Source organism: Streptomyces sp. NPDC056373 (assembly GCF_042262425.1).
In the GTDB taxonomy this organism is placed as follows: domain Bacteria; phylum Actinomycetota; class Actinomycetes; order Streptomycetales; family Streptomycetaceae; genus Streptomyces.
The window spans coordinates 23,268-45,888 of record NZ_JBHJPX010000016.1; the positions used below are offsets into that span (position 1 = coordinate 23,268).

Annotated in this window: 19 protein-coding genes; 12 read left to right on the forward strand and 7 right to left on the reverse strand. The window is 71.3% G+C overall.

Features of this window, described 5'->3' with window-relative positions; all coding sequences use genetic code 11:
* Positions 1-207 precede the first annotated feature (207 nt).
* The 3 genes from ACFCXS_RS30150 to ACFCXS_RS30160 all read left to right on the forward strand — a co-directional run bounded on the left by ACFCXS_RS30150 (position 208) and on the right by ACFCXS_RS30160 (position 4,899).
* Positions 208-2,697 carry an Orn/Lys/Arg decarboxylase N-terminal domain-containing protein gene (locus ACFCXS_RS30150; RefSeq protein ID WP_376646514.1) on the forward strand — a complete coding sequence of 830 codons (2,490 nt, stop codon included), beginning with the start codon at positions 208-210 and terminating at the stop codon, positions 2,695-2,697.
* Between the two features lie 258 nt (positions 2,698-2,955).
* Complete coding sequence (ddaH, locus tag ACFCXS_RS30155) at positions 2,956-3,732, forward strand: dimethylargininase (RefSeq protein ID WP_376646515.1); 777 nt, start codon at positions 2,956-2,958, stop codon at positions 3,730-3,732.
* Positions 3,733-3,921: 189 nt separating this feature from the next.
* A complete protein-coding gene (locus ACFCXS_RS30160; protein WP_376646516.1) occupies positions 3,922-4,899 on the forward strand; it encodes an acyl-ACP desaturase in 978 nt (325 codons plus the stop codon).
* Between the two features lie 105 nt (positions 4,900-5,004).
* Here ACFCXS_RS30160 and ACFCXS_RS30165 read toward each other — a convergent pair whose 3' ends face one another.
* The gene (locus ACFCXS_RS30165; RefSeq protein WP_376646517.1) at positions 5,005-5,250 is read right to left on the reverse strand and encodes a WhiB family transcriptional regulator; all 246 of its coding nucleotides are present in this window, start codon (positions 5,248-5,250) and stop codon (positions 5,005-5,007) included.
* A gap of 224 nt (positions 5,251-5,474) precedes the next feature.
* Here ACFCXS_RS30165 and ACFCXS_RS30170 point away from each other — a divergent pair, with 224 nt between their 5' ends.
* Complete coding sequence (locus ACFCXS_RS30170; protein ID WP_376646518.1) at positions 5,475-6,260, forward strand: VOC family protein; 786 nt, start codon at positions 5,475-5,477, stop codon at positions 6,258-6,260.
* A gap of 104 nt (positions 6,261-6,364) precedes the next feature.
* Here the strand turns inward: ACFCXS_RS30170 and ACFCXS_RS30175 are convergent, their stop codons facing one another.
* Complete coding sequence (locus ACFCXS_RS30175) at positions 6,365-7,402, reverse strand: LacI family DNA-binding transcriptional regulator (RefSeq protein WP_376646519.1); 1,038 nt, start codon at positions 7,400-7,402, stop codon at positions 6,365-6,367.
* 94 nt (positions 7,403-7,496) lie between these two features.
* Complete coding sequence (locus ACFCXS_RS30180) at positions 7,497-8,540, reverse strand: multicopper oxidase domain-containing protein (protein ID WP_376646520.1); 1,044 nt, start codon at positions 8,538-8,540, stop codon at positions 7,497-7,499.
* Between the two features lie 189 nt (positions 8,541-8,729).
* Between ACFCXS_RS30180 and ACFCXS_RS30185 the strand changes: the two genes are divergently transcribed.
* Together ACFCXS_RS30185 and ACFCXS_RS30190 are read left to right on the forward strand one after the other, a co-directional pair.
* Positions 8,730-11,210 carry a ThuA domain-containing protein gene (locus ACFCXS_RS30185; protein WP_376646521.1) on the forward strand — a complete coding sequence of 827 codons (2,481 nt, stop codon included), beginning with the start codon at positions 8,730-8,732 and terminating at the stop codon, positions 11,208-11,210.
* Positions 11,211-11,254: 44 nt separating this feature from the next.
* Positions 11,255-13,399, forward strand: a complete 2,145-nt coding sequence (locus ACFCXS_RS30190; RefSeq protein ID WP_376646678.1) for an OmpL47-type beta-barrel domain-containing protein — start codon at positions 11,255-11,257, stop codon at positions 13,397-13,399.
* On the opposite strand, the gene ligD is transcribed toward ACFCXS_RS30190, so the two are convergent.
* Together ligD and ACFCXS_RS30200 are read right to left on the reverse strand one after the other, a co-directional pair.
* Complete coding sequence (gene ligD / locus ACFCXS_RS30195) at positions 13,386-14,417, reverse strand: non-homologous end-joining DNA ligase (RefSeq protein WP_376646522.1); 1,032 nt, start codon at positions 14,415-14,417, stop codon at positions 13,386-13,388. The genes ACFCXS_RS30190 and ligD overlap by 14 nt on opposite strands.
* 52 nt (positions 14,418-14,469) lie before the next feature.
* Positions 14,470-14,661, reverse strand: a complete 192-nt coding sequence (locus ACFCXS_RS30200) for a hypothetical protein (RefSeq protein ID WP_376646523.1) — start codon at positions 14,659-14,661, stop codon at positions 14,470-14,472.
* A 161-nt stretch (positions 14,662-14,822) separates the two neighbouring features.
* Between ACFCXS_RS30200 and ACFCXS_RS30205 the strand changes: the two genes are divergently transcribed.
* Positions 14,823-15,887 carry an ATP-dependent DNA ligase gene (locus ACFCXS_RS30205; protein WP_376646524.1) on the forward strand — a complete coding sequence of 355 codons (1,065 nt, stop codon included), beginning with the start codon at positions 14,823-14,825 and terminating at the stop codon, positions 15,885-15,887.
* Between the two features lie 120 nt (positions 15,888-16,007).
* Here ACFCXS_RS30205 and ACFCXS_RS30210 read toward each other — a convergent pair whose 3' ends face one another.
* Positions 16,008-17,198 carry a zinc-dependent alcohol dehydrogenase gene (locus ACFCXS_RS30210; RefSeq protein ID WP_376646525.1) on the reverse strand — a complete coding sequence of 397 codons (1,191 nt, stop codon included), beginning with the start codon at positions 17,196-17,198 and terminating at the stop codon, positions 16,008-16,010.
* 199 nt (positions 17,199-17,397) lie between these two features.
* On the opposite strand from ACFCXS_RS30210, the gene ACFCXS_RS30215 reads away from it, so the two are divergent.
* A complete protein-coding gene (locus ACFCXS_RS30215) occupies positions 17,398-18,381 on the forward strand; it encodes a DUF3048 domain-containing protein (protein ID WP_376646526.1) in 984 nt (327 codons plus the stop codon).
* Positions 18,382-18,420: 39 nt separating this feature from the next.
* Here the strand turns inward: ACFCXS_RS30215 and ACFCXS_RS30220 are convergent, their stop codons facing one another.
* Positions 18,421-18,885 (reverse strand): MarR family winged helix-turn-helix transcriptional regulator, encoded by a 465-nt coding sequence (locus tag ACFCXS_RS30220; RefSeq protein WP_376646527.1) that lies wholly within the window; start codon positions 18,883-18,885, stop codon positions 18,421-18,423.
* Between the two features lie 246 nt (positions 18,886-19,131).
* Here ACFCXS_RS30220 and ACFCXS_RS30225 point away from each other — a divergent pair, with 246 nt between their 5' ends.
* From ACFCXS_RS30225 to pcaH, 4 genes are all read left to right on the forward strand, one after another.
* Positions 19,132-19,887 carry a CoA transferase subunit A gene (locus ACFCXS_RS30225; protein WP_376646528.1) on the forward strand — a complete coding sequence of 252 codons (756 nt, stop codon included), beginning with the start codon at positions 19,132-19,134 and terminating at the stop codon, positions 19,885-19,887.
* Positions 19,887-20,531, forward strand: a complete 645-nt coding sequence (locus ACFCXS_RS30230; protein ID WP_376646529.1) for a CoA transferase subunit B — start codon at positions 19,887-19,889, stop codon at positions 20,529-20,531. Before ACFCXS_RS30225 ends, ACFCXS_RS30230 begins: the two co-directional genes overlap by 1 nt.
* Positions 20,528-21,730 (forward strand): thiolase family protein, encoded by a 1,203-nt coding sequence (locus tag ACFCXS_RS30235; RefSeq protein ID WP_376646530.1) that lies wholly within the window; start codon positions 20,528-20,530, stop codon positions 21,728-21,730. The genes ACFCXS_RS30230 and ACFCXS_RS30235 overlap by 4 nt, the downstream gene beginning before the upstream one ends.
* Positions 21,731-21,845: 115 nt before the next feature.
* Positions 21,846-22,619: a protocatechuate 3,4-dioxygenase subunit beta gene (gene pcaH / locus ACFCXS_RS30240; RefSeq protein WP_376646531.1), complete on the forward strand. Its 774-nt coding sequence runs from the start codon at positions 21,846-21,848 to the stop codon at positions 22,617-22,619.
* Positions 22,620-22,621 lie beyond the last annotated feature (2 nt).

Below are 22,621 nucleotides of genomic sequence, written 5' to 3' on the forward strand. Positions count from 1 at the left end.
GGGGAGCATCCGCGGCGGGCCGTGCGGGACCGCCGGTGAGCCGGGCCACGCCGATCGTCGATGAAGCGTCGCGGGCGGGCCGATCGTCAACGCGCGGACTTGGGCGTTGGACCGATGGGGTGGTTTGGCCCGGTGCCGACCGATCATGCGTGCGGGCCCGCGAATACTGGAGGAAGGTGGCGCGGGCCACCGTGGAGGGGGGACGGCATGGCCGACGGCACGGTTCTGGTGGCGGTGGCGGAGCATCCGGACGACGGGGGCGTAGGCGCGGAGCAGTTGACGCGCGTCGCCGAGGGCATCCGGGAGCGCGGCTTACAGGTGCGGTGGGTGGTGAGCGCCGCCGACGCCGAGGCGGTGCTGCGGACCGAGGCCGGGCTGGCCGCCGCAGTGGTCGCCTGGGACCTTCCGTCGGGACCGGGGGGCGGAGCCGGGGGCCGGGGCGGAGCCCTGGCCCGGCCCGAAGCCGAGGGCGAAGCGGGGGCCGGTGGCGGGCCGGGGGGTGCGACGGTGCTGCGCCCGGGGGCCGGGGACGGACCGGGCGGTGCGACCGTGCTGCGCCGGATCGGGCGCCGGTTCCAGAACCTGCCGGTGTTCCTCGTCATGGCGGACGAGGGGCTGCGCGAGCTGCCGCTGTGGGTGTCCCAGTCGGTGGTGGGCTACGTGTGGCCGCTGGAGGACACGCCGGCGTTCATCGCCGGGCGGATCACCACCGCCGCACGCGCCTACCAGGACGCGCTGCTCCCGCCGTTCTTCAAGGCGCTGCGGCGCTTCGACGACGCGCACGAATACTCGTGGCACACTCCCGCCCACTCCGGCGGCGTCGCCTTCCTCAAGTCCCCCGTGGGCCGGGCTTTCCACACGTACTTCGGCGAGCGGCTGCTGCGCAGCGACCTGTCGATCTCCGTGGAGGAGCTCGGCTCGCTGTTCGAGCACACCGGGCCGATCGGCGAGGCGGAGCGCAACGCCGCGCGGGTCTTCGGCTCCGCGCACACCTACTTCGTCCTGCACGGCGACTCCACCTGCAACCGCCTGGTCGGACACTTCAGCGTCACCCGCGACGAGATCGCCCTGGTCGACCGCAACTGCCACAAGTCCGTCCTGCACGGCCTGGTCGTCTCCGGTGCGCGCCCGGTGTACCTGGTCCCGACCCGCAACGGCTTCGGCCTCGCCGGGCCCTTGCCGCCCGCCGAGATCGCGGCGGACTCGGTGGCCGCGCGGATCGCCGCGAATCCGCTGACATCGGATGCCGTCTCCTCGCGTGCCCAGTACGCCGTGTTCACCAACTCCACGTACGACGGGCTGTGTTACGACGCGGTGGCGGCGGCCCGGGCGTTCGCCGCGGCCACGCCCCGGCTGCACTTCGACGAGGCGTGGTTCGCCTACGCCCGCTTCCACCCGCTCTACGCCGGGCGCTACGGCATGTCGGTGGGCGAGGAGGCCTTCCCCGGCCCCGACCGGCCGACGGTCTTCGCGACCCAGTCCACCCACAAACTGCTGGCGGCCCTGTCGCAGGCGGCCATGGTGCACATCAGGCCCGCGCCCCGGGCACCGGTCGAGCACGACCGGTTCAACGAGGCACTGATGATGCACGGGACCACGTCGCCGCTGTACCCGATGATCGCCTCGCTGGACGTGGCGACGGCCATGATGGACGGCCCGCAGGGGCAGTGGCTGGTCGACGAGGCGGTGACCGAGGCGATCCGGTTCCGCCAGGAGATGGTGCGGATCGGACGGCGGATCGAGGCGGCGGGCGACCGGCCGCCGTGGTTCTTCGGCGTGTGGCAGCCGGACGAGGTAACGGACCCGGCGAGCGGGAAACGGCTGCCCTTCGACGAGGCACCGGCCGATCTGCTGCGCACCGAGCCGTCCTGCTGGCACCTCGCGCCCGACGCGGACTGGCACGGCTTCCCCGGCCTGACCGACGGCTACTGCATGCTCGACCCGATCAAGGTCACCCTGACCTGCCCGGGGCTCGACGCGACCGGGGAGATGTCCGAGCGGGGCATCCCGGCCCGGGTGCTCACCGCGTATCTGACGACGCGTGGCATCGTCGTCGAGAAGACCGACAGCTACACCACGCTGGTGCTGTTCTCCATGGGCATCACCAAGGGCAAGTGGGGCACCCTGCTGGACGCCCTGATGGACTTCAAGGACCTCTACGACGGTGACGCCCCACTGGAGCGTGTGCTGCCCGCGCTGGTGGCGGAGCACCCGGGGCGCTACGGCGGGCTGACCCTGCGCGAGCTGTGCCAGGAGATGCACGGCCATCTGCGCGGGGCCCGCCTGGTCGAACTGCTCGACACCGCCTTCCAGCACCTGCCCGAGCCGGTCGCCCCGCCCCAGCTGTGCTACCAACGCCTGATCCGCGGCGGCACGGAACGGATCCGCCTGACGGACGCGCCAGGACGGACGGCCGCGGCGATGGTCACGGTGACCCCGCCCGGCATCCCGGTCCTCATGCCGGGCGAGAGCACCGGCGAGGCGGACGGCCCTCTCCTGCGCTACCTCGGCGCTCTGGAGTCCTTCGACCGCCACTTCCCCGGCTTCGGCAGCGAGACCCACGGCGTGACCCGCGACCCCGGCACGGGCGACTACCTGATCGAGTGCCTGCGTCCGGACGAGCAGGGCCGAACCGCCGCCGGCGCGGTGACGCCGACACAGCGGCGAGGGCTGGAGGAGGCCGGGTCGCCGGGCTGAGCCGCGGGGACGCGGTCCCGGGCGAGCCGAGGGGAAGGCGAAACGGGCCGGGACGGTGGGGCCGGGTCGGAGGGGGCGAGCGACGGGGTACCCGACGGGCGGTGGCTCGGCCCCTCCACCCGCTCCGCCCCTCCCCGGGGCTGTCCTCGCCCTCGTTCGCCCTGCATGATGGTCGGCCGACGCCCGATGGGTTCCGGTCGATCCCGGAGGCTCCGTCGGTGCGGTCCCGACCCTCCCATCCGATACGGAGTCACGCTCGTGCCCAGCAAGAAGGCCCTCGTCCGCCGCCCCAGCCCGCGTCTCGCCGAAGGGCTGGTGACGCACATCGAACGGGAGAAGGCGGACGCCGACCTCGCCGTCGAGCAGTGGGAGGCGTACGTGGAGGCCCTGCGCACGCACGGCTGGGAGACCATCGAGGTGGACCCCGCAGACAACTGCCCGGACTCGGTGTTCGTCGAGGACACGGTCGTGATGTACAAGAACGTGGCCCTGATCGCGCGTCCCGGCGCCGACTCCCGGCGGGAGGAGACCGCCGCAGTGGAGGAGGCCGTGGCCGGTCTGGGCTGCTCGGTGAACTGGATCTGGGAGCCGGGCACCCTGGAGGGCGGAGACGTCCTCAAGATCGGCGACACGATCTATGTGGGCCGGGGCGGCCGTACCAACGCCGAAGGTGTCCGGCAGCTGCGCGCCGCGTTCGAGCCGCTCGGCGCGCGGGTCGTCTCGGCGCCGGTGAGCAAGGTGCTGCACCTGAAGTCGGCGGTCACGGCGCTGCCCGACGGCACGGTCATCGGGCACATCCCGAAGATGGACACCCCGTCGCTGTTCGCGCGCTTCCTGCCGGTCCCGGAGGAGGCGGGGTCGCACGTGGTCCTGCTCGGCGGCGACAAGCTGCTGATGGCGGCGAGCGCGCCGAAGACCGCCGAGCTGTTCGCCGACCTCGGGTACGAACCGGTCGTCGTGGACATCAGCGAGTTCGAGAAGCTCGAGGGATGTGTGACGTGCCTCTCGGTGCGGCTGCGGGAGCTGTACGTCTGAACGGCCCGCGAGCCCCCGGCCGGCCCCTCGACCTGCGGCTCCGGGGAGCCGACGGAGCACCGGGCGACCCTGCTGATCAGCGGCCTTTACAGCACCCTTAACCTACGGCTTCGTAACCTACGGATACGTAGCCTACGATGCCGTAGGTTTACCGCTCACCGCTCGTACGCTTGTCCCCCTGGAGAGTCCATGACGATCACCACTCCCCACCTCGGCAGCCCGGCCGGCGCCTGGACCGACGCTCAGCTGCTGTACGCCCTGGAGGAAGTGGTCGAGAAGGAGCTCAACCGGCATCTGAAAGTCGCCAAGGACTGGATGCCGCACGAGTACGTGCCGTGGACCGACGGTCGCAACTTCCCCGGTGTCTTCGAGGACGGCCAGGCCTGGGAGAAGGAGCAGTCCAAGGTCACCGAGATCGGACGCATCGCGCTCGTCGTCAACCTTCTCACCGAGGACAACCTGCCCAGCTACCACCACGAGATCGCCTCGCTGTTCGGCCGCGACGGCGCCTGGGGCACCTGGGTGCACCGCTGGACCGCGGAGGAGGGCCGGCACGGCATCGTGATGCGCGACTACCTGCTCACCTCGCGCGCGGTGGACCCGGACAAGCTGGAGGAGTTCCGGATGTCCCACATGAGCGAGGGCTTCGAGTCGGACAACCGGCACTCGATGCTGCACTCGGTCGCCTACGTGGCCTTCCAGGAGCTCGCGACCCGCGTCTCGCACCGCAACACCGGCCACCAGTCCGGGGACCCGGTCTGCGACCGCATGCTGGCGCGCATCGCCACCGACGAGAACCTGCACATGGTCTTCTACCGGAACCTGCTGAAGGCGGCCTTCGAGCTGGCGCCCGACCTGACGATGATGGCGGTGCGCGACGTCGTCGTGAACTTCCGGATGCCCGGCCACGGCATGCCCGGCTTCGAGCGGGCCGCCGCGCAGATGGCGATCGGCGAGATCTACAACATGCGCATCCACCACGACGACGTGCTCCAGCCGGTGCTGCGCTTCCTGAAGATCATGGAGATCGACGGCCTGGGCACCGAGGGCCGCAAGGCGCAGGAGGAGCTCGGTCTGTTCATGGGCGGTCTGGACTCCGAGGCGTCGAAGTTCGACGAGAAGCTGGCCGCCCGCAAGGCGCGCATGGCCGCCCGGGCCGGCGCCTGACGCCGACCCGCCCGCACGGCCACGAGGCCCCGGCCGCCACGAGCGGCCGGGGCCTCGTGCGACACCCGGCGGCGGACAGCGCGGGACGGAAGACCCCCCTGCCGGCTACCGCGGCACCCGCCGCAGCTCCAGGCGCTCCTTCTCCGAAAGACCGCCCCAGACGCCGAAGCGCTCGTCGTGCTCCAGCGCGTACGTCAGGCAGGCCGCCCGGATCGGGCACATACCGCAGATCCGTTTCGCCTCCCGCACCGAACTGCCCGGCTCGGGGAAGAAGAAGTCCGCCCCCGTCTGCGCGCACAACGCCTCCTGCTGCCATTCGAGTTCGGGCGAAGTGATCGTGTCGATGTGCATGCCCAAGAGCGTCGCGGGCAGCGAAAAACGTTCGATCAACGCGGGATCAACACCGCGTTCACGGGCCCCCGGCCGCCTCGATGGTCGCCCGCAGGACGGGGCCGGCGCACGGCGGCACGCGGAAACATCCGAAACGATGCCGCGGCACCGCTCCGGCGGCGGTCGGCACCACGCGGTGAAAGACTCGGCAGTGGACGACGGGCCCCTGTGCGAGGAGGGCGACGATGCTCACCACCCGTTTTGTCACCGGCGCTCCGAACTGGATCGATCTCGGCACTCCCGACATCGACGGCGCCGCCGCCTTCTACGGCGGGCTGTTCGGCTGGCGGTTCCAGCCGGGCGGCCCGGAGGTCGGAGGGTACGGCCTGTTCCGGCTCGGCGGCAGGACGGCCGCCGGGGGCATGCAGACTTCACCGGCGCAGGGCCCGCCGTCCTGGACGGTGTACTTCCAGGCGCCGGACGCGGACGCCACGGCGCGGGCGGCCGAGCAGGCGCACGGTGCGGTGCGGGTGCAGCCGATGGACGTCCAGGACCAGGGCCGGATGGCGATCCTCGCCGACCAGGCCGGGGTGCCCTTCGGGCTGTGGCAGCCGGGCCGCAACAAGGGCCTGGAGGTGGTCCAGGAGCACGGCTCGCTGTGCTGGGTCGAGCTGTGCACGGCGGACGTCCCGGCCGCGGCGGCCTTCTACCACTCCGTGCTCGGTCTGGAGACCTTCGGCGCGGACTTCGCCGGCGGCACGTACACCACGTTCAACCCGGCCGGGGAGAGCGAGGACGCCATGTTCGGCGGTGTCGTCCCCCTGGCCGGCGACCCGGCGGAGAACGAGGCGTACTGGCTGCCGTACTTCGAGGTCGACGACACGGACGCCATCGTCGCCAGGGCCGAGGAGCTGGGCGGCACGGTCCGCCTCCCGGCCACCGACCTGCCGTCCGTCGGCCGACTGGCCAAGCTCGCCGACCCCTACGGCGCCCGCTTCGCGGTGATCCACAGCGAACCACGGCAGGGCTGAGCCCGACCGGGGCACACCGTCCGGACCGGCCCCGCCGGGGCTCCTCTCGTCCAAGGACCGCTCAAGGCGGGTCGCCCGTCGTCGGCCGTCCCTGGACGTCACGCCTAGGCCGACTCCCGCCGCACCAGCGTCGTCGGCAGCACCACGCTCGACGGGGGCGCCCCGACGCCCTCGCGCGGGGCGTCCCGGTCGAGGCCGCGCAGCAGCAGGCGGGCCATCAGGCGGCCCATCTCCTCGATGTCCTGACGGACCGTGGTGAGCGGCGGGTCGGTCTGTTCCGCGACGGGCCGCATGTCGTCGAAGCCGATCACGGCCACGTCGTCGGGGACGCGGCGGCCCGAGGCGCGCAGTACGCGCAACGCGCCCGCGGCCGTGAGGTCGTTGGCGGCGAACACCGCGTCCACGTCCGGACAGCGCTCCAGGAGCTCGCGCATCGCCCGTTCGCCGCCGGCCGGGGTGAAGTCGGCCTCGGCGACCAGCCGCGGGTCGGCGTCCACCATGACGTCCCGGTAGCCGTTGAGGCGGTCCGCGGCGGAGGTCTGGTCGAGGGCGCCGGTGATGTGCGCGATCCGGGTTCGGCCGAGTCCGGCCAGGTGCCGGACGGCGTCACGGGCGCCGCCGCGGTTGTCGCTGTCGACGTAGACCACGTCGCGCCGGTCGCCGCTCCAGCCGGGGCGTCCGCCGAAGACGGTCGGGACACCGGCCCGCTGGATCAGCTCCGGCAGCGGGTCGTCCAGGTGCAGGGAGAAGACGAGTGCGCCGTCGACGTGCCCGCCGGCGAGGTAGCGGCCGACCCGGGCGTGGTCGTCCCTGCCCTCCGTGAGCAGCAGCACGAGCTGGTTGTCGTGGGCGGTGAGCTCCTTGCTGATACCGCGCAGCTGGAGCGCGAAGAACGGGTCGGCGAAGACCCGGGTCTCCGGTTCGGCGACGACGACCGCGATCGCGTCGTGGCGCCGGGTGACCAGCGAGCGGGCGGCCTGGTTGGGCACGTACCCGAGTTCGTCGACGGCCTTGCGGACCCGCTCCACCAGGACCTCGCGCACGCCGTCCCCGCCGTTGACCACGCGGGACACGGTGGCCCGCGAGACACCGGCCCGGGCGGCCACGGCCTCCAGGGTGGGACGCGGCGCTGTGTCGGTCACTTCGGGCTCCTCACCTGCGGCTGCGGATCAGGATAGCTCCGTGACACAGCGTGGTGAGAGCGCTCTCGTGCGCTCGGGAGGGCGGCGCCGCCCGTCAGTGCTCGTGGATGCTGCCTGCAGGCTCGTCGCCGTGCTCGTGGATGCTGCCTGCAGGCTCGTCGCCGTGCTCGTGGATGCTGCCCGCAGGCTCGTCGCCGTGTCCGTGCGGCTCGTGTCCCGGGATGGTCCCGTCCGGCTTCTTCACCAGGAACAGACCGACCATCCCCATGTCGGAGTGGCTCTGGACGTGGCAGTGGTACATCCAGGCACCGGCGCCGACCCCCTCCCCCGCGATCACCTGGAAACCGAAGGAGTCCGCCGGGCCCGTGATCTTGTTGTCGATGACCTGACTGGGGTCCTCGGGGCCGGTCAGCATGCCGGTGCGGTTGTCCGCCCAGCGGTGACCGTGCATGTGGAACGTGTGGTAGAACTCGCCGTGCGTGATCACGACGAACTCGACGCGATCCCCCACCGTGGCCTCGAAGTTCGGCCCCGAGTGCGGCGGCTTGTTGTTGATGCGCATGTCGTTGAAGACGACGGTGTGCGTGCGGTCGGGCAGGACGTCGCCCTTGCGGCGGACGATGACCGCGCCGAACAGACCCTTCTGCAGCCCCACGGTGCCGTGCTCCGTGCCGACGACGTGGTCGTGGTAGTGCCAGTAGCCCGCGCTGCCCGAACGCCAGGTGCCGTCCTTGCGGCGGCCGGGGGCATGGGTGCGCCAGGTGTAGGTGCGGGTGCCGCCCGGCTCGACATGACTGCGGTTCAGTTTCGTGCCGTCGCTGGTGATCTCGTAGTCCAGGCCGTGGACGTGCAGGCTCACCGCCACGTCCATGGTGTTCTCGAACTCGACGTGCAGGGTGTCGCCTTCGTTGAGCTCGATCAGCGGGCCCGGGACGCTCGCCTCGCCCTTCTCCAGGCCGTAGCCCATCTGCCCGTCGGGGAGCTTCTCGGCGTACAGCTTGATGCGCTTCACCTCGCCCCCGGCGGGAGCCGTCTTCACGGGCCCGGCGGCGCTCACGGCCTCCGGCGCCACGGACAGCGACGTCGCGACGGCCGCGCCGCCGAGCAGGACCCGCCGGTTGAAGCTGCGTCTGTCCATGCGGAACTCCCCACCCTGGTAAGGCTTTTACGGAGGCGTACCTGTGATGAACCTGTGAGACGGTACCGGCCGCGCTCCCGTTTATCCACACTCAAGACAAAGTTAGCGCCATACCGGTCATAGGTATTGGCGAGACATGCAAAGCGGTTTAGCTTCCTTGGCGGTGTTGCTGTGACCGAGGAGGTGCCCATGCACTTACGAGGGTGGAGCAAGTCAAGACGCGTCTGGGCGGCGTCCGTCGCCGCCGGGGTCGTGACCGCCGGGCTGCTGTCGGGGCCCGCCGCGAACGCGCGCCCCTTCCCCGAACCCCCGCTGACAACGATGTCGATCAAGTCGCCGCCGGGCGGCGCGAACGTACGGGTGCTGATCTTCCACGGTTCCGCTGCGGCCGGGGAGGAGTCTCCGGTGGTGAACGCCGGGATCGAGGCCATCGAGGACATCGGTCTGTCGGGCCCGGCGGACCGCCGCTTCAAGGTCCGGGCCACGGACGACGCCTCGGTGTTCACCGACGAGACGAGGCTCGGCCGCTTCAACGCGATCGTGTTCCTGACCGGTGGGGGCGATGTCCTCGACGCGGAGCAGGAGGCGGGCCTGGAGGCCTACATGGAGGCCGGCGGCGGATTCGTCGGCATCCATGACGCGGCGCGTGCGGAGCCGTACTCGGACTGGTTCACCGGGCTGGTGGGCGCCCGTCCGGCCGCGTCGGGCCCCACGAACGTGCAGCGCGCGGCCGTCGAGGTCGGCGACCGCGGACACCCCGCCACCAAGGGCCTGCCCGTGCAGTGGAAACGCCCGGACCGGTGGCTGAACTGGGTGAAGAACCCCTCGGGCGACGTGCACACGGTGGCCCGGGTCCGCGAGTCGACGTACCAGCCGGGCTCGGGCTCCAACGGCTGGGACCATCCGGTCAGCTGGTGCCGTGACTACGACGGCGGCCGGTCCTTCTACACCGCCATGGGCGGGACGGTGTCGTCGTACGACGAGACCGACTTCCGCGATCATCTGCGCGGCGCCCTGATGTGGACGACCCGGCTGGAGCAGGCCGACTGCAAGGCGACCATCAACGCCAACTACGCGGCGGAGCGGCTGACCAGGCCCAACCAGCCGGGGCAGAACGACCAGATCGGCGAGCCGCACGGGCTGGTCACCGCGCCCGACGGCCGGGTGTTCTACATCGGCCGGGGCGGCGCGGACTCCTCGCAGCCCGTGATCACCGACTGGAACAACCCCGACATCGGCAAGGGCAAGGGCGAGATCCACGTCTACGACCCGAAGACCAAGCAGGTCACCCTGGCCGGCGCGCTCACCGTCTTCGGCAACAAGGGCGGCGGGGACGAGCTGGTCAAGGTCGAGGAGGGGCTGCTCGGCATCGAGCTGGACCCGGGGTTCGCGCAGAACGGCTGGGTGTATCTGCACTACACGCCGCACGACAGGATCAACCGTGAGACGCGGATGGCCGAGCGGCGGGTCTCCCGGTTCACACTCGACCGGGCCACGAACAAGCTGGACCTCGCCAGTGAGAAGGTCCTGCTGAAGTGGCCGGTGCAGATCCACAGTTGCTGTCACGCGGGCGGCGGGATGGCCTGGGACTCCAAGGGCAACCTGTACATCGCCACCGGTGACAACAACTCCAGCGGCTTCAGCTCCGGCTACTCGGGCAACAACCCGGAGCCGAACTACAAGGGCGTCTCCTTCGCGGACGCGCGCCGCACCGCGGGCAACACCAACAACCTCAACGGCAAGATCCTGCGCATCCACCCGGAGCCGGACGGGACGTACACGCTCCCCGGGGGAAACCTCTTCACCGGCAGGGAGCCCGACGAGGGCGGCGGCAAGACGCGCGGCGAGATCTATGTGATGGGCGTCCGCAACCCGGCGCGCATCTTCGTCGACAGGTCCACCGACGTGCTCTACGCGGGCTGGGTCGGGCCGGACGCGAGCACGCCCTCGACGACCTGGGGCCCGGCCAAGTACGACACGTTCGCCGCCATCACCGAGGCGGGCAACCGTGGCTGGCCGTACTGCATGGGCAACAAGCAGCCCTACCGGGACCGCAATCTGCCGGACCCGTCCAAGCCGCTGGGCTGGTACGACTGCGACCACCCGAAGAACGAGTCGCCGAACAACGACGGCCTGGTCAACCTGCCGCCGGTGACCGGCAACAACATCTGGTACTCGCCCTCGGGCGGCGGCCCGGACTACCCGCGGGACGCGAACGGCGTGCCGTCCTACAAGCCGGCGGAGGCCACCTACCGGCTGCCCTGGCTGAAGGGCGGCGGGCAGGCCGCGATGAACGGGCCGGTCTACCGGTACGGCACGGCCGCGGCCGACAGTGCCGTGAAGTGGCCGGCGTACTGGGACGGCAAGTGGTTCGTCGGTGACTTCTACGACGCCGACCAGCCGCGCAACGCGGTGCTCATGGACCCGAAGACGCAAGGAGACGGCGGTCTGCCGGTGCACGCGGAGTCGCTGAAGAAGATCGTGCCGGTCGGCAACGACGGCATCAGGAACCTCATGGACTGGAAGTTCGGTCCGGACGGCGCGCTGTACGTCCTCGACTACGGGCGCGGCTTCTTCACCTCGGACTCCAAGTCGGCCCTGTGGCGGGTCACCTACAAGGGCGGCGGCCCCACCCCGGCCGTCGGCCAGTTGGCGAGGGGGACCGAGTGATCCGGCAACGAAGAGTGTGGGCCGCCCTGCTGGCCGCCCTGCTGATGATGCTCGGCGTGCAGGCGCTGCCCGCCGCCGGGCAACCCGCGAAGGAGGCCGCCGACCAGGTGCTCACCTGGACGGCCGGCAACGACATCGACAAGTACCTCTCGGTACCGAGGACGGCGGTCGCCGGCACGGCCACGATCGTCTTCGAGAACAGCGCGGCCACCGGCAACACCACGGGCATGCCGCACACGCTGACGTTCGTGACCAGCGACCCCGAGTTCAACGACGACGTGCAGCTCAACATCCTGGCCAATCCGAACGACGCCCAGGGCGGCAAGCACACCGCCCAGGTCACGCTCACGCCCGGCCGGTACTTCTACCACTGCACGATCCCCGGCCACGGCCAGATGCAGGGCATCCTGACGGTGACCGAGGGCACCGGCGAGGACACCACGGCGCCCGAGGCGTCGGCGCACGTCAGCGGCACGCAGAACGCGCAGGGCGAGTACGTCGGCTCGGCGAGCGTGGCGCTGCACGCCACCGACGAGGGCGGCTCCGGCGTCGAGCGGATCGAGTACGCGATCGGTGAGGCGGGTGCCTGGCAGCCGTACACCACGCCGGTCGTCGTCGACCAGGTCGGCAGCCACACGGTCCGCTACCGGGCGTTCGACAAGGCGGGGAACGTCTCCGCCGAGAAGAGCGCCGCGTTCACCGTCGTCGCTCCCCAGTCGGACGACGCCACCGCGCCGGAGACCTCGGCGACGGTGAGCGGTGAGCGCGACGCCGCCGGGGCGTACATCGACATGGCGACGGTCACCGTCTCGGCCTCCGACACGGGGTCCGGGATCAACACGATCGAGTACGCGGTCGGTTCGGGTGCCTGGCAGCCGTACACGGGGCCCGTGATGGTCCACCAGGTGGGTGAGCACACCGTGCGCTACCGGGCCACCGACAAGGCGGGCAATGTGGCGGCGGAGAAGAGCGTGAGGTTCACGGTCGTCGCGGCGCCACCCGCGGACACCACCCCGCCGGTGACGGGCGTGACCGTCGAGGGCACGAGGAACTCCGCCGGGGCATACGTCAACGGCGCGCGGGTGACCGTCACGGCGACCGACGCGCACGGGTCGGGCGTCGAGAAGATCGAGTACTCGCTCGACGGCGGGCCCTACCTGTCGTACTCGGCGCCGGTGCTGGTCGACCGGGCGGGTGCGCACACCGTGGCGTACCGGGCGACGGACAAGGCCGGGAACACCGCCGCGGCGCGCACGGTGACCTTCACGGTCGTCTCCGGCCAGGTCCCGGCGCCGAACTGCCCGGAGTACGACGAGCGGTTGACGGTGATCGTCGGCACGGTCGACTCGGGCGTGCGCAACCGGGTGACCGACAACCGGTGCCGGGTCGGCGAGCTGATCGAGGACGAGAAGGAGTGGACGTCCCAGGCGCTGTTCCTCAAGCACGTGGACTCCGTCCTGGAGGCTCTGCTGAAGGAAGGCGTGGTCGACGAGCGGGAATCCAAGGCGATCCGCAAGGCCGCCCGGCAGTCGGGCATCGGCAAGCCGGGGCAGACCGAGGGCTATCGCTCGCTCTTCGACGGCACCGCGGAGTCCCTCGCCAAGTGGCAGCAGGTGGGCGGCGGTTCCTTCGGGCTGAACCCCGACGGGACGATCACCTCCGGCACCACCACGCCCGGCATGGGCATGCTGTGGTTCCCGCAGCGCAAGTACGGCGACTTCTCGCTGAAGCTCCAGTGGCGTGACGACGCCCCGGGCACCGGCAACGCCAACTCGGGCGTCTTCGTGCGCTTCCCCGGGGTCCACGACCACCCGGAGGAGTCCCGCCCGGAGTGGGTCGCCATCAAGTACGGGCACGAGGTGCAGGTGCTCGACCGGCCCGACGGCGACATGTACAAGACGGGCTCGGTCTACGGATTCGACCGTGTCGGTCTCGCCGGAGCCGGCGTGACGCAGAAGGGCACCTGGAACGACTACGAGATCCGGGTGGAGGGCCAGCACTACTCGGTGCTGCGCAACGGCGTGCTGATCAACGAGTTCGACAACACCGGCGGCCAGGAGTTCAGCCCGCCGCGCTCGGACGACCCGGGCACGGACGGGCGGCGGTTCGCGTCCGGCTACATCGGGCTCCAGGTGCACGGCACGACGGACGTGGTCTCGTACCGCGACATCCGGATCAAGGAGCTGTAGGGGGCTCCTTCTCCTTGCGGGCCCTGCTCGGCTGTACCCGTCTGGGCTCCCCCGGCATCTTCGGATACTCGGGCGGGTACGGCAGATCACCCAGTCCGTGGTCGTGTTCGTCGCGGCGGGCGAGGTCGAGCAGGGCTTCCAGGGAGTAGCGCTTGTCGTCCATGTCCGCGTGCACGTCGCCGAGTTCGGCGAAGCGCGCGGGCATGGTCGCGAGGTCGAAGTCCTGGGGGTGCGCGACCCCCACCTCGTCCCAGCGCAGGGGCGCGGAGACAGGGGCGTGTGCGCGGGGGCGTACGGAGTAGGCGGAGGCGATCGTGCGGTCGCGTGCCGTCTGGTTGTAGTCGATGAAGATGCGTCTGCCGCGCTCCTCCTTCCACCACTTGATGGTGACCTGCTCCGGCATCCGCCGTTCCATCTCCCGGCCGACGGCGATGGCGGCGCGCCGCACCTGGGTGAAGGTCCAGCGCGGTTCGATGGGCACGAACACGTGCAGGCCGCGGCCGCCCGAGGTCTTGGGAAAGCCGCGCAGCCCGCCGAACTCGTCGAGCACCGACCGCAGTTCGTGGGCGGCGCGGGCGGCGTCGTCGTAGTCCGTGCCGGGCTGCGGGTCGAGGTCGATGCGGAGTTCGTCCGGGTGGTCGACGTCGTCGCGGCGCACCGGCCAGGGGTGGAAGGTGAGGGTGCCGAACTGGGCGGCCCACACCACCGCTCCGGCCTCGGTGGGGCACATCTCGTCGGCGCTGCGGCCGCTGGGGAAGGTGATGTGCGCGGTCGGGATCCAGCCGGGCATGTTCTTCGGCGCCCGCTTCTGGAAGAAGTTCTCGCCGTTCACGCCCTCCGGGTAGCGCTCCAGGGTGGTCGGCCGGTCGCGCAGGGCGCGCAGGATGCCGGGGCCGACGGCGATGTAGTAGCGGGCGAGGTCCAGCTTGGTGAAGCCGCGCTCCGGGAAGAACATCTTGTCCGGACTGGACAGCCGTACGGTCCGGCCGTCCACCTCCAGTTCCACCGCGTCACCCATGCTCGACACGGTAGGCGCAGGGCGTGGACCTCGCACTCGGAGCGTCGCGGTGTCACGTGGGGCGCAGGCGCGTGGCGAGGAGGGTGCCGTCGTCCTCGGTGGTGCCGTGCACGCGGCGGGCGACCAGGGCGTCGACGACTCCTCCAGGGGAGCGTCGGTGTCGAGGAACAGGTGCGTCAGGCGCCGCAACGAGGAGTCGATGTCCCTGCGGCAGCGACCTCAGGGGAAGCTGGTCGAAGCCCACGCTGATCCTCCTCTCCGCCCCCGCATCGGAGCACACCACGTCCCAGTGTGTCGCCGGTGGCGGGACTCCGCATCCGCGTCCCCGGGTGATCTCGCCCTGACCTGCGGGTTTCCTCGCGCCTTCAACAGGCGGGCCGCACGTGAGGCTTTTACAGTCGGAGCATGGATCTGCCGGTGATGCCCCCCGTCCTGCCGATGCTCGCCAAGTCGGTGGCGGCGATCCCCGCGGGCATGCAGTACGAGGCGAAGTGGGACGGCTTCCGGGCCATCGTGTTCCGCGACGGGGACGAGGTCGAGCTGGGCAGCCGTACCGGGAAGTCTCTGACCAGGTACTTCCCCGAGCTGGTCGCGGCCGTGCGGGAGCGGTTGCCCGAGCGGTGCGTGGTGGACGGGGAGCTCGTCATCGCGCGGGAGGGGCATCTGGACTTCGACGCGCTGACGGAACGGATCCATCCGGCGGACTCCCGGGTTCGGACGCTGGCGGAGCGGACGCCGGCCTCGCTCGTCGTGTTCGACGTCCTGGCACTGGGCGACGCGTCGTTGATGGACGCGCCGCTGACCGAGCGGCGGGAGCGGCTGACCGCTGAGCTGTCCGGGGTGCGGCCGCCGGTGCACCTGGCCCCGGCGACCACCGACATCGAGGTGGCGCGGCAGTGGTTCGAGGAGTACGAGGGGGCGGGGCTGGACGGGGTCGTCGCCAAGCCGCTGACGGTGCGCTACCGGCCGGACGAGCGTGCCATGTTCAAGATCAAGCACGAGCGGACGGCGGACGTCGTGGTCGCCGGGTACCGGCTGCACAAGAGCGGCCCGGTCGTGGGCTCCCTGCTGCTCGGCCTGTACGACGACCGCGGGACACTCCAGCACGTGGGGGTGTCCGCCGCCTTCACGATGAAGCGGCGCGCCGAACTCGTGGAGGAACTGGAGCCGCTGCGGCTCGCCGACGTGTCGGGCCATCCGTGGGCGGCCTGGTCGGAGGAGGCCGCCCACGAGAAGGCCCGGCTGCCCGGGGCGCCGAGCCGCTGGTCCGGCCGCAAGGACCTGTCCTGGGTGCCGCTGCGGCCGGACCGGGTGGCCGAGGTGGCGTACGACCACATGGAGAACGGGCAGCGCTTCCGCCACACCGCCCGGTTCCGCCGCTGGCGCCCGGACCGGACGCCCGAGAGCTGCACCTACGCGCAGCTGGAGGAGCCGGTCCGCTACGACCTCGCGGAGATCCTCGGCGCCTAGTGCCGCGGCGGGCGACGTCTGCCCGTCAAGGAGCAGCGTGCGTTGCGTGCTGTCGGCGTGCCGGGCGTGGCGACCGGGCGCGGACGTCGCCTGGTGCGGCACCGGCGGTGCCGGCGGCCCTCACGGCTGCATGAGAACCTTCACCGCGCCGTCCTGCTTGCGCTGGAACATCTCGTACGCGTGCGGGGCCTCCGACAGCGGCACCCGGTGGGTGGCGAAGCCGTCCACGCCCAGGGGGTCCTCGTCCGTCAGGAACGGGATGATGTCGTCGGTCCAGCGGCGGACGTTGGCCTGCCCCATGCGCATCTGGATCTGCTTGTCGAACAAGGTGAGCAGCGGCAGCGGGTCCGCCGTGCCGCCGTAGATGCCGGACAGCGAGATGGTGCCGCCGCGGCGGACCAGGTCGATGGCGGTGTAGAGCGCGGCGAGCCGGTCGACGGTGAAACGCTCGGCGATCGGGCCGCTCAGCTTGCGGGGCAGGACCGAGGCGGCGTTCTGCACCAGACGCGCGACCGCGCTGCCGTGTGCCTCGGAACCGACCGCGTCGATCACGGCATCGGGGCCGCGGCCGTCGGTCCGGTCGCGGATCGCCTCGACGAGTTCCTTCTCGTCGTCGAAGGACCTCAGGTCGAAGGTCTCCACGCCCCGGTCCCTCGCCCGGCGCAACCGGTCCGGGACCAGGTCCACGCCGAACACCCTCTCGGCACCCCGCACCTGCGCGACACGGCACGCCATGTCGCCGATGGGTCCGAGACCGAGCACGGCGACGCTGCCGCCCTCGGGGACGTCGGCGTAGGCGACCGCCTGCCAGGCGGTGGGCAGGACGTCGGAGAGGTAGACGAAACGGTCGTCGGCCGGGCCCTCGGGGACCTTGATCGGGCCGAACTGCGCCTGCGGGACGCGCAGGTACTCGGCCTGGGCGCCCGGCACCGAGCCGTACAGACGGGTGTAGCCGAACAGCGCGGCGCCCATGCCCTCGCCCTGCACCTGGGTGGTCTCGCACTGGGTGGGCAGGCCGGTCAGGCACATCCAGCAGTTGCCGCAGGCGATCTGGAACGGCACCACGACCCTGTCCCCCACCTGCAGATCCTGGACGCCCGCACCGACCTCCTCGACGATGCCCATGGGCTCATGGCCGAGGATGTCGCCCGGGGTCATGAACGGGGTGAGCACCTCGTACAGGTGCAGGTCGGATCCGCACAGCCCGGTGGAGGTGATGCGGATGATCGCGTCCGTCGGCTCCTGGATCGCCGGATCGGGCACGTTCTCCACCCGGACGTCCCGCTTGCCCTGCCAGGTCACTGCCCTCATCGCCTCGCGCTCCCTCCGTCAGCGTGCGCGTCGGTCGTACGGCGCCGTCCGGGTACCCGGACGCCCCGCGCTGAACCTTGAGCCGATCGACGGACGCGGCGAAGACACCTCCCCGGCCGGATCGATCGGCTATGGCCATCGATGTTCAGATAAGCGCACAATCAAGACACGTCGAGGACAAAGGGGCGCGGTGGCGACAGTGAGACGGAGACGTGGGGCGCGCGAACGGCGCGCCACGACGGCGGCGCTGCTGGCCGCCACGGTCACGGCCGCCCTGGCGGCGGGCTGCACCGCCGCCGGCGGTCCGCGCGACGACGGCCGGGGCTCCCCGAAGGAGTCGGAACAGAGCGCGTCCCCGTCGGCGACCGGCCCCTCCGCACTCGTCGTCAAGATCGACAACGCGGCCGCGGCCCGTCCGCTCACGGGCGTCGACGCGGCGGACGTGGTCTACGCGGAGCAGGTGGAGGGCGGGCTGAGCCGGCTGATGGCGGTGTACGCGACGCGGCTGCCGGAGACGGTGGGGCCCGTGCGCAGCGCGCGCGAGTCGGACCTGGAACTGCTGCGCCAGTTCGACCGGCCCACGCTCGCCTTCTCCGGTGCGCAGAAGAAACTCCTGCCGCTGATCGACAAGGCGCCCCTGCGGGCGGAGACACCGGGCAACGCCGCCGACGCCTACTTCCGCGGCTCCGGCAGGCCCGCCCCGCACAACCTCTACCTGCGGCCCGAGCGCATTGTGCCGAAGACCCCGGGTGAGGCCGCTCTGACCACCGGTTTCCACTACGGAGCGGCACCCGCGGGCGGCACGGCGACGGACTCCCGGACCGTGCGCTACCCGGCCGCCCGTTTCACCTTCACCTGGTCGGACTCCCGCGACCGCTGGCTCCTGGGAATGGACGGCACGCCCGCGACGACGGCCGACGGCGAGCGGATGACGGCCGCGACGGTCGTCGTCCAGTACGTGAAGGTGCGCGAGTCCGCCTTCCGGGACTTCCTCGGCAACAACACGCCGTACACCGAGACGGTCGGCTCGGGCAGGGCGCAGGTGCTGCGCGACGGACGCGCCTGGGACGTGGACTGGAAGCGGGTGAAGGCCACGGACGGCACCGCTTTCACCACGGGTGACGGGACGCCGGTGAACTTCGCCGAGGGCCCGGTGTGGGTGGTGTTCGCCAAGGCGCCCTGACCGGCCCCCGGCCTCCTGGCACCTCCCGGCCGGGCTCCCTCAGCGGGGCGCCGACACGGGCTCCTCAGGATTGCGAAGCCCCTCGGCCGCGTCCGCGACCCGCCGGATGAGGTCGAAGAACACCGTCCGCTCGTCGGCGGTCAGCGGGGCGAGGAACACCTGGTTCATCCGGGCGGTGCGCACGGTCAGCCTGCGGTGCGTGCGCACCCCTTCGTCCGTCGGACGCAGCAGGGAGCGGCGGCCGTCCTGGGGGTCACGCACCTTGTCGAGCAGTCCGCGCCGGCCGAGCCGGCTGATCACCTCGGCGATGGTGGACCGGTCGAGCCCCACCCGCTCCCCCACCGTGCGCTGGTCCAGGCCGGGCTCGGCGACGAGGGTGTTGAGGACCGCGTACTGGGGCGAGGTGATCTCCTCGGAGACCATCGCGTTCCACAGCAGGTAGTGCGCCTGCTGAAGCCGCCGGGCCAGGTGCCCGGGGTGGGTGGTGAGGTCCGCGGCAGCCATGTGCACCCCTCGCTTGTTCGTCGGTGCACTGAACAATACTCAACGCGACGCCCACTGTCTGCCGGTCCTGCAGAGGTTCACCGGCGCATTCACCGGGGCCTTGACGTCGCCCCGGCTCGGTGGCAGCGTGAGGAGCAGCTCGCAGAAATACTCAGTGCCCTGATTAATTTGATCGGACCGCTGTGATCGGACCGCTGTGATCGGGTCGCTCGGATCGGGTCGCTTGGAAGAGATGGGGCTTCTCGGATGGACAAGGTGGTCGCCACGGCCCTGGAGGCGGTGGCCGACGTGCCGGACGGCGCGTCGCTCGCGGTGGGCGGTTTCGGGCTGAGCGGTGTGCCGAACGTGCTGATCGAGGCGCTGTACGAGCGCGGCGTGGCCGGGCTGTCGGTGGTCTCCAACAACTGCGGCGCGATGGAGTCGGGCCTGGCGGTGCTGCTCGCCGCCGGCCGGATCGCCCGGGTCACGGGTTCCTACATCGGCGCCAACAAGGAGTTCGCCCGGCAGTACCTCGCCGGGGAGCTGGAGGTCGAGCTGATCCCGCAGGGCACGCTGGCCGAGCGGCTGCGGGCGGGCGGCGCCGGGATCCCCGCCTTCTACACCCCGGCCGGTGTCGGCACACAGGTCGCCGACGGCGGACTGCCCTGGCGCTACGACGGTCAGGGCGGGGTGGCGCTCGCCTCCCCGCCGAAGGAGGTCCGGGAGTTCGACGGCACCGAGTACGTGCTGGAGCGGGGCATCCGCACCGACTTCGCGCTGGTGAGGGCCGCGCGCGGCGACCGGCACGGCAACCTCGTCTTCAACAAGTCCTCCCGGAACTTCAACCCCCTGGCCGCGATGGCCGGGAAGGTCACGATCGCCGAGGTGGAGGAGCTGGTGGAGCCCGGCGAGATCGACCCGGACACGGTGCACCTGCCGGGCATCTTCGTGCAGCGGGTCATCGCCCTCACCCCGGAGCAGGCGGCGGACAAGAAGATCGAGCAGCGGACGGTGAGGTCCTGATGGCCTGGACGCGTGAGGAGATGGCCGCACGGGCGGCCCGGGAGCTGCGGGACGGCCAGTACGTCAATCTCGGCATCGGCCTGCCCACACTCATCCCCAACCACCTCCCCCCGGGCGTCGAAGTGGTGCTCGAGTCGGAGAACGGCATTCTGGGCACCGGCCCCTACCCCACCGAGGACGCCGTCGACCCGGACCTGATCAACGCCGGAAAGGAGACGGTGACGGTCCTGCCGGGCGCCTCCTTCTTCGACTCGGCGCTGTCCTTCTCGATGATCCGGGGCGGACACATCGACGTGGCCGTGCTCGGCGCCATGCAGGTGTCCGAGCGGGGCGACCTGGCCAACTGGGCCGTCCCCGGCAAGCTGATCACCGGCATCGGCGGGGCGATGGACCTGGTGCACGGCGCCCGTACGGTCGTCGTCGTCATGACCCACACCGCCAAGGACGGCTCGCCGAAGATCCTCACCGAGTGCTCTCTGCCGCTGACCGGCAAGGGGTGCGTGAACCGGATCATCACCGACCTCGGCGTCCTGGACGTCACCGACGACGGGCTCGTGCTGGTGGAAACCGCGCCGGGCGTGACCGCCGACGAGATCGCGGCCGGGACCGACGCCGAACTGACCGTGCCGGAGGGCCTGGAATGAAGGACGTCTACATCGTCGACGCGGTCCGCACGCCGATCGGCCGCTACAACGGGGCCCTCGCGCGTGTGCGTCCGGACGACCTGGCCGCGCACGCCGTCCGCGAACTCCTCGACCGCACCCCGCAACTGGATCCGGCCCGGGTCGAGGACGTGTACTTCGGCAACGCCAACGGGGCCGGTGAGGAGAACCGCAACGTGGGCCGGATGGCCGCGCTGCTCGCGGGCCTGCCCACGTCCGTCCCGGGCGTGACGGTCAACCGGCTCTGCGCGTCCGGCCTGGAGGCCGTGATCCAGGCGGCCCGGGCCATCGCGCTCGGCGACGCCTCCATCGCGCTGGCCGGGGGCGTCGAGTCCATGACCCGGGCGCCGTACGTGCTGCCGAAGAACGACAAGCCCTTCCCGGCCGGACACACCGAGCTGTACTCGACGACGCTCGGCTGGCGGATGGTCAACCCGCGGATGGAGCCGCAGTGGACGATCCCGCTGGGCGAGTCGGCCGAACTCATCGCCGACAAGCACAAGATCGGCCGCGAGCAGCAGGACGAGTTCGCGCTGCGCAGCCACGAGAAGGCGGCACGGGCGCAGGCCGAGGGTCTGTTCGACGGTGAACTGGTGCCCGTGACGATCCCGCAGCGCAAGGGCGAGCCGGTGGTCCTCACCGCCGACGAAGGTGTCCGCGCGGATGCCTCCCCGACGGCGATGGCCAAGCTGAAGCCGTCGTTCCGCCAGGAGGGCGGGACGGTGACGGCGGGCAACGCGTCCCCGCTGAACGACGGTGCGGCGGCGCTGCTGCTCGTCGACGAGGAAGGGCTGAGGGCGACGGGCCGCGAACCGCTGGCCCGCGTCAGCGCGACGGGTGTCTCCGCGACCGACCCGCAGTACTTCGGGCTGGCGCCCGTGGAGGCGGTGCAGCGTGCGCTGGCCAAGGCGGGCAGGGGGTTCGGCGACCTGTCCGTGCTGGAGCTGAACGAGGCGTTCGCCGCGCAGGTGCTCGGGTGTGTGGCCGAGTGGCCCGAGTTCGATCCGGCGATCCTCAATCCGCAGGGTGGTGCGATCGCGCTGGGGCATCCGCTGGGGGCGTCCGGGGCGCGGCTCGCCGGGACGGTTGCGCATCAGCTGGCCCGGAGTGGCAGCGGCGTCGGCGTCGCCACACTCTGCATCGGGGTGGGCCAGGGCCTTGCGCTCGTTCTGGAACGTTAGACATTCGGCTGCGGGCCGTCCGTGGCTGGTCACGCCCGCGCGGCGGAGCCGCACATCGATTCAGCCCCGCGCCCCTTTCAGGGCGAGAACCTCACGAACCTCCTCAGGAATCCCCATGACTCTCACTCAGCAGGACATCGATCAGGAGATGGCGGCCGAGCGTGCCGCGTACGAGAAGCGGCTCGCCGGCGGGGGGCCCGTCGAGCACCAGCCGCGTCGCGACTACGCGCCGTACCGGTCCTCGGTGCTCCGGCACCCCGAGCAGCCGCCGGTGACCATCGACGTCGGCAAGGACCCGGAGCTGGTGGAACTGTTCTCCCCCGCCTTCGGGGAGCGGGACATCACCGATGTCGACAACGACCTCACCCGGCAGCACGACGGCGAGCCGATCGGTGAGCGCATCACCGTCTCCGGACGGCTGCTGGACCGCGACGGCCGTCCGGTGCGCGGTCAGCTCGTGGAGATCTGGCAGGCCAACTCCGCGGGCCGCTACGCCCACCAGCGCGAGCAGCACGACGCCCCGCTCGACCCCAACTTCACCGGTGTGGGCCGCACCCTCACCGACGACGACGGCCACTACCGCTTCACCACCGTCCAGCCGGGCCCCTATCCCTGGCGCCAGCACGTCAACGCCTGGCGGCCGGCGCACATCCACTTCTCGCTCTTCGGCACGGCGTTCACCCAGCGGCTCGTGACCCAGATGTACTTCCCGAGCGACCCCCTGTTCCCCTACGACCCGATCATCCAGTCCGTGACGGACGACGCCGCCCGGCAGCGGCTGGTCGCGACGTACGACCACAGCCTGTCGGTGCCGGAGTTCTCCATGGGCTACCACTGGGACATCGTGCTGGACGGCCCGCAGGCCACCTGGATCGAAGAAGGGCGCTGACC

What these genes read in the sequence shown, in the direction of transcription:
- ACFCXS_RS30225 (WP_376646528.1), top strand. Translation starts at nt 19,132, where the DNA reads ATGGACAAGGTGGTCGCCACGGCCCTGGAGGCGGTGGCCGACGTGCCG.
- ligD (WP_376646522.1), bottom strand. Translation starts at nt 14,417, where the DNA reads ATGGGTGACGCGGTGGAACTGGAGGTGGACGGCCGGACCGTACGGCTG.
- ACFCXS_RS30230 (WP_376646529.1), top strand. Translation starts at nt 19,887, where the DNA reads ATGGCCTGGACGCGTGAGGAGATGGCCGCACGGGCGGCCCGGGAGCTG.
- ACFCXS_RS30210 (WP_376646525.1), bottom strand. Translation starts at nt 17,198, where the DNA reads ATGAGGGCAGTGACCTGGCAGGGCAAGCGGGACGTCCGGGTGGAGAAC.
- ACFCXS_RS30170 (WP_376646518.1), top strand. Translation starts at nt 5,475, where the DNA reads ATGCTCACCACCCGTTTTGTCACCGGCGCTCCGAACTGGATCGATCTC.
- ACFCXS_RS30220 (WP_376646527.1), bottom strand. Translation starts at nt 18,885, where the DNA reads ATGGCTGCCGCGGACCTCACCACCCACCCCGGGCACCTGGCCCGGCGG.
- ACFCXS_RS30180 (WP_376646520.1), bottom strand. Translation starts at nt 8,540, where the DNA reads ATGGACAGACGCAGCTTCAACCGGCGGGTCCTGCTCGGCGGCGCGGCC.
- pcaH (WP_376646531.1), top strand. Translation starts at nt 21,846, where the DNA reads ATGACTCTCACTCAGCAGGACATCGATCAGGAGATGGCGGCCGAGCGT.
- ACFCXS_RS30185 (WP_376646521.1), top strand. Translation starts at nt 8,730, where the DNA reads ATGCACTTACGAGGGTGGAGCAAGTCAAGACGCGTCTGGGCGGCGTCC.
- ACFCXS_RS30150 (WP_376646514.1), top strand. Translation starts at nt 208, where the DNA reads ATGGCCGACGGCACGGTTCTGGTGGCGGTGGCGGAGCATCCGGACGAC.
- ACFCXS_RS30160 (WP_376646516.1), top strand. Translation starts at nt 3,922, where the DNA reads ATGACGATCACCACTCCCCACCTCGGCAGCCCGGCCGGCGCCTGGACC.
- ACFCXS_RS30205 (WP_376646524.1), top strand. Translation starts at nt 14,823, where the DNA reads ATGGATCTGCCGGTGATGCCCCCCGTCCTGCCGATGCTCGCCAAGTCG.
- ACFCXS_RS30165 (WP_376646517.1), bottom strand. Translation starts at nt 5,250, where the DNA reads ATGCACATCGACACGATCACTTCGCCCGAACTCGAATGGCAGCAGGAG.
- ACFCXS_RS30235 (WP_376646530.1), top strand. Translation starts at nt 20,528, where the DNA reads ATGAAGGACGTCTACATCGTCGACGCGGTCCGCACGCCGATCGGCCGC.
- ACFCXS_RS30190 (WP_376646678.1), top strand. Translation starts at nt 11,255, where the DNA reads ATGATGCTCGGCGTGCAGGCGCTGCCCGCCGCCGGGCAACCCGCGAAG.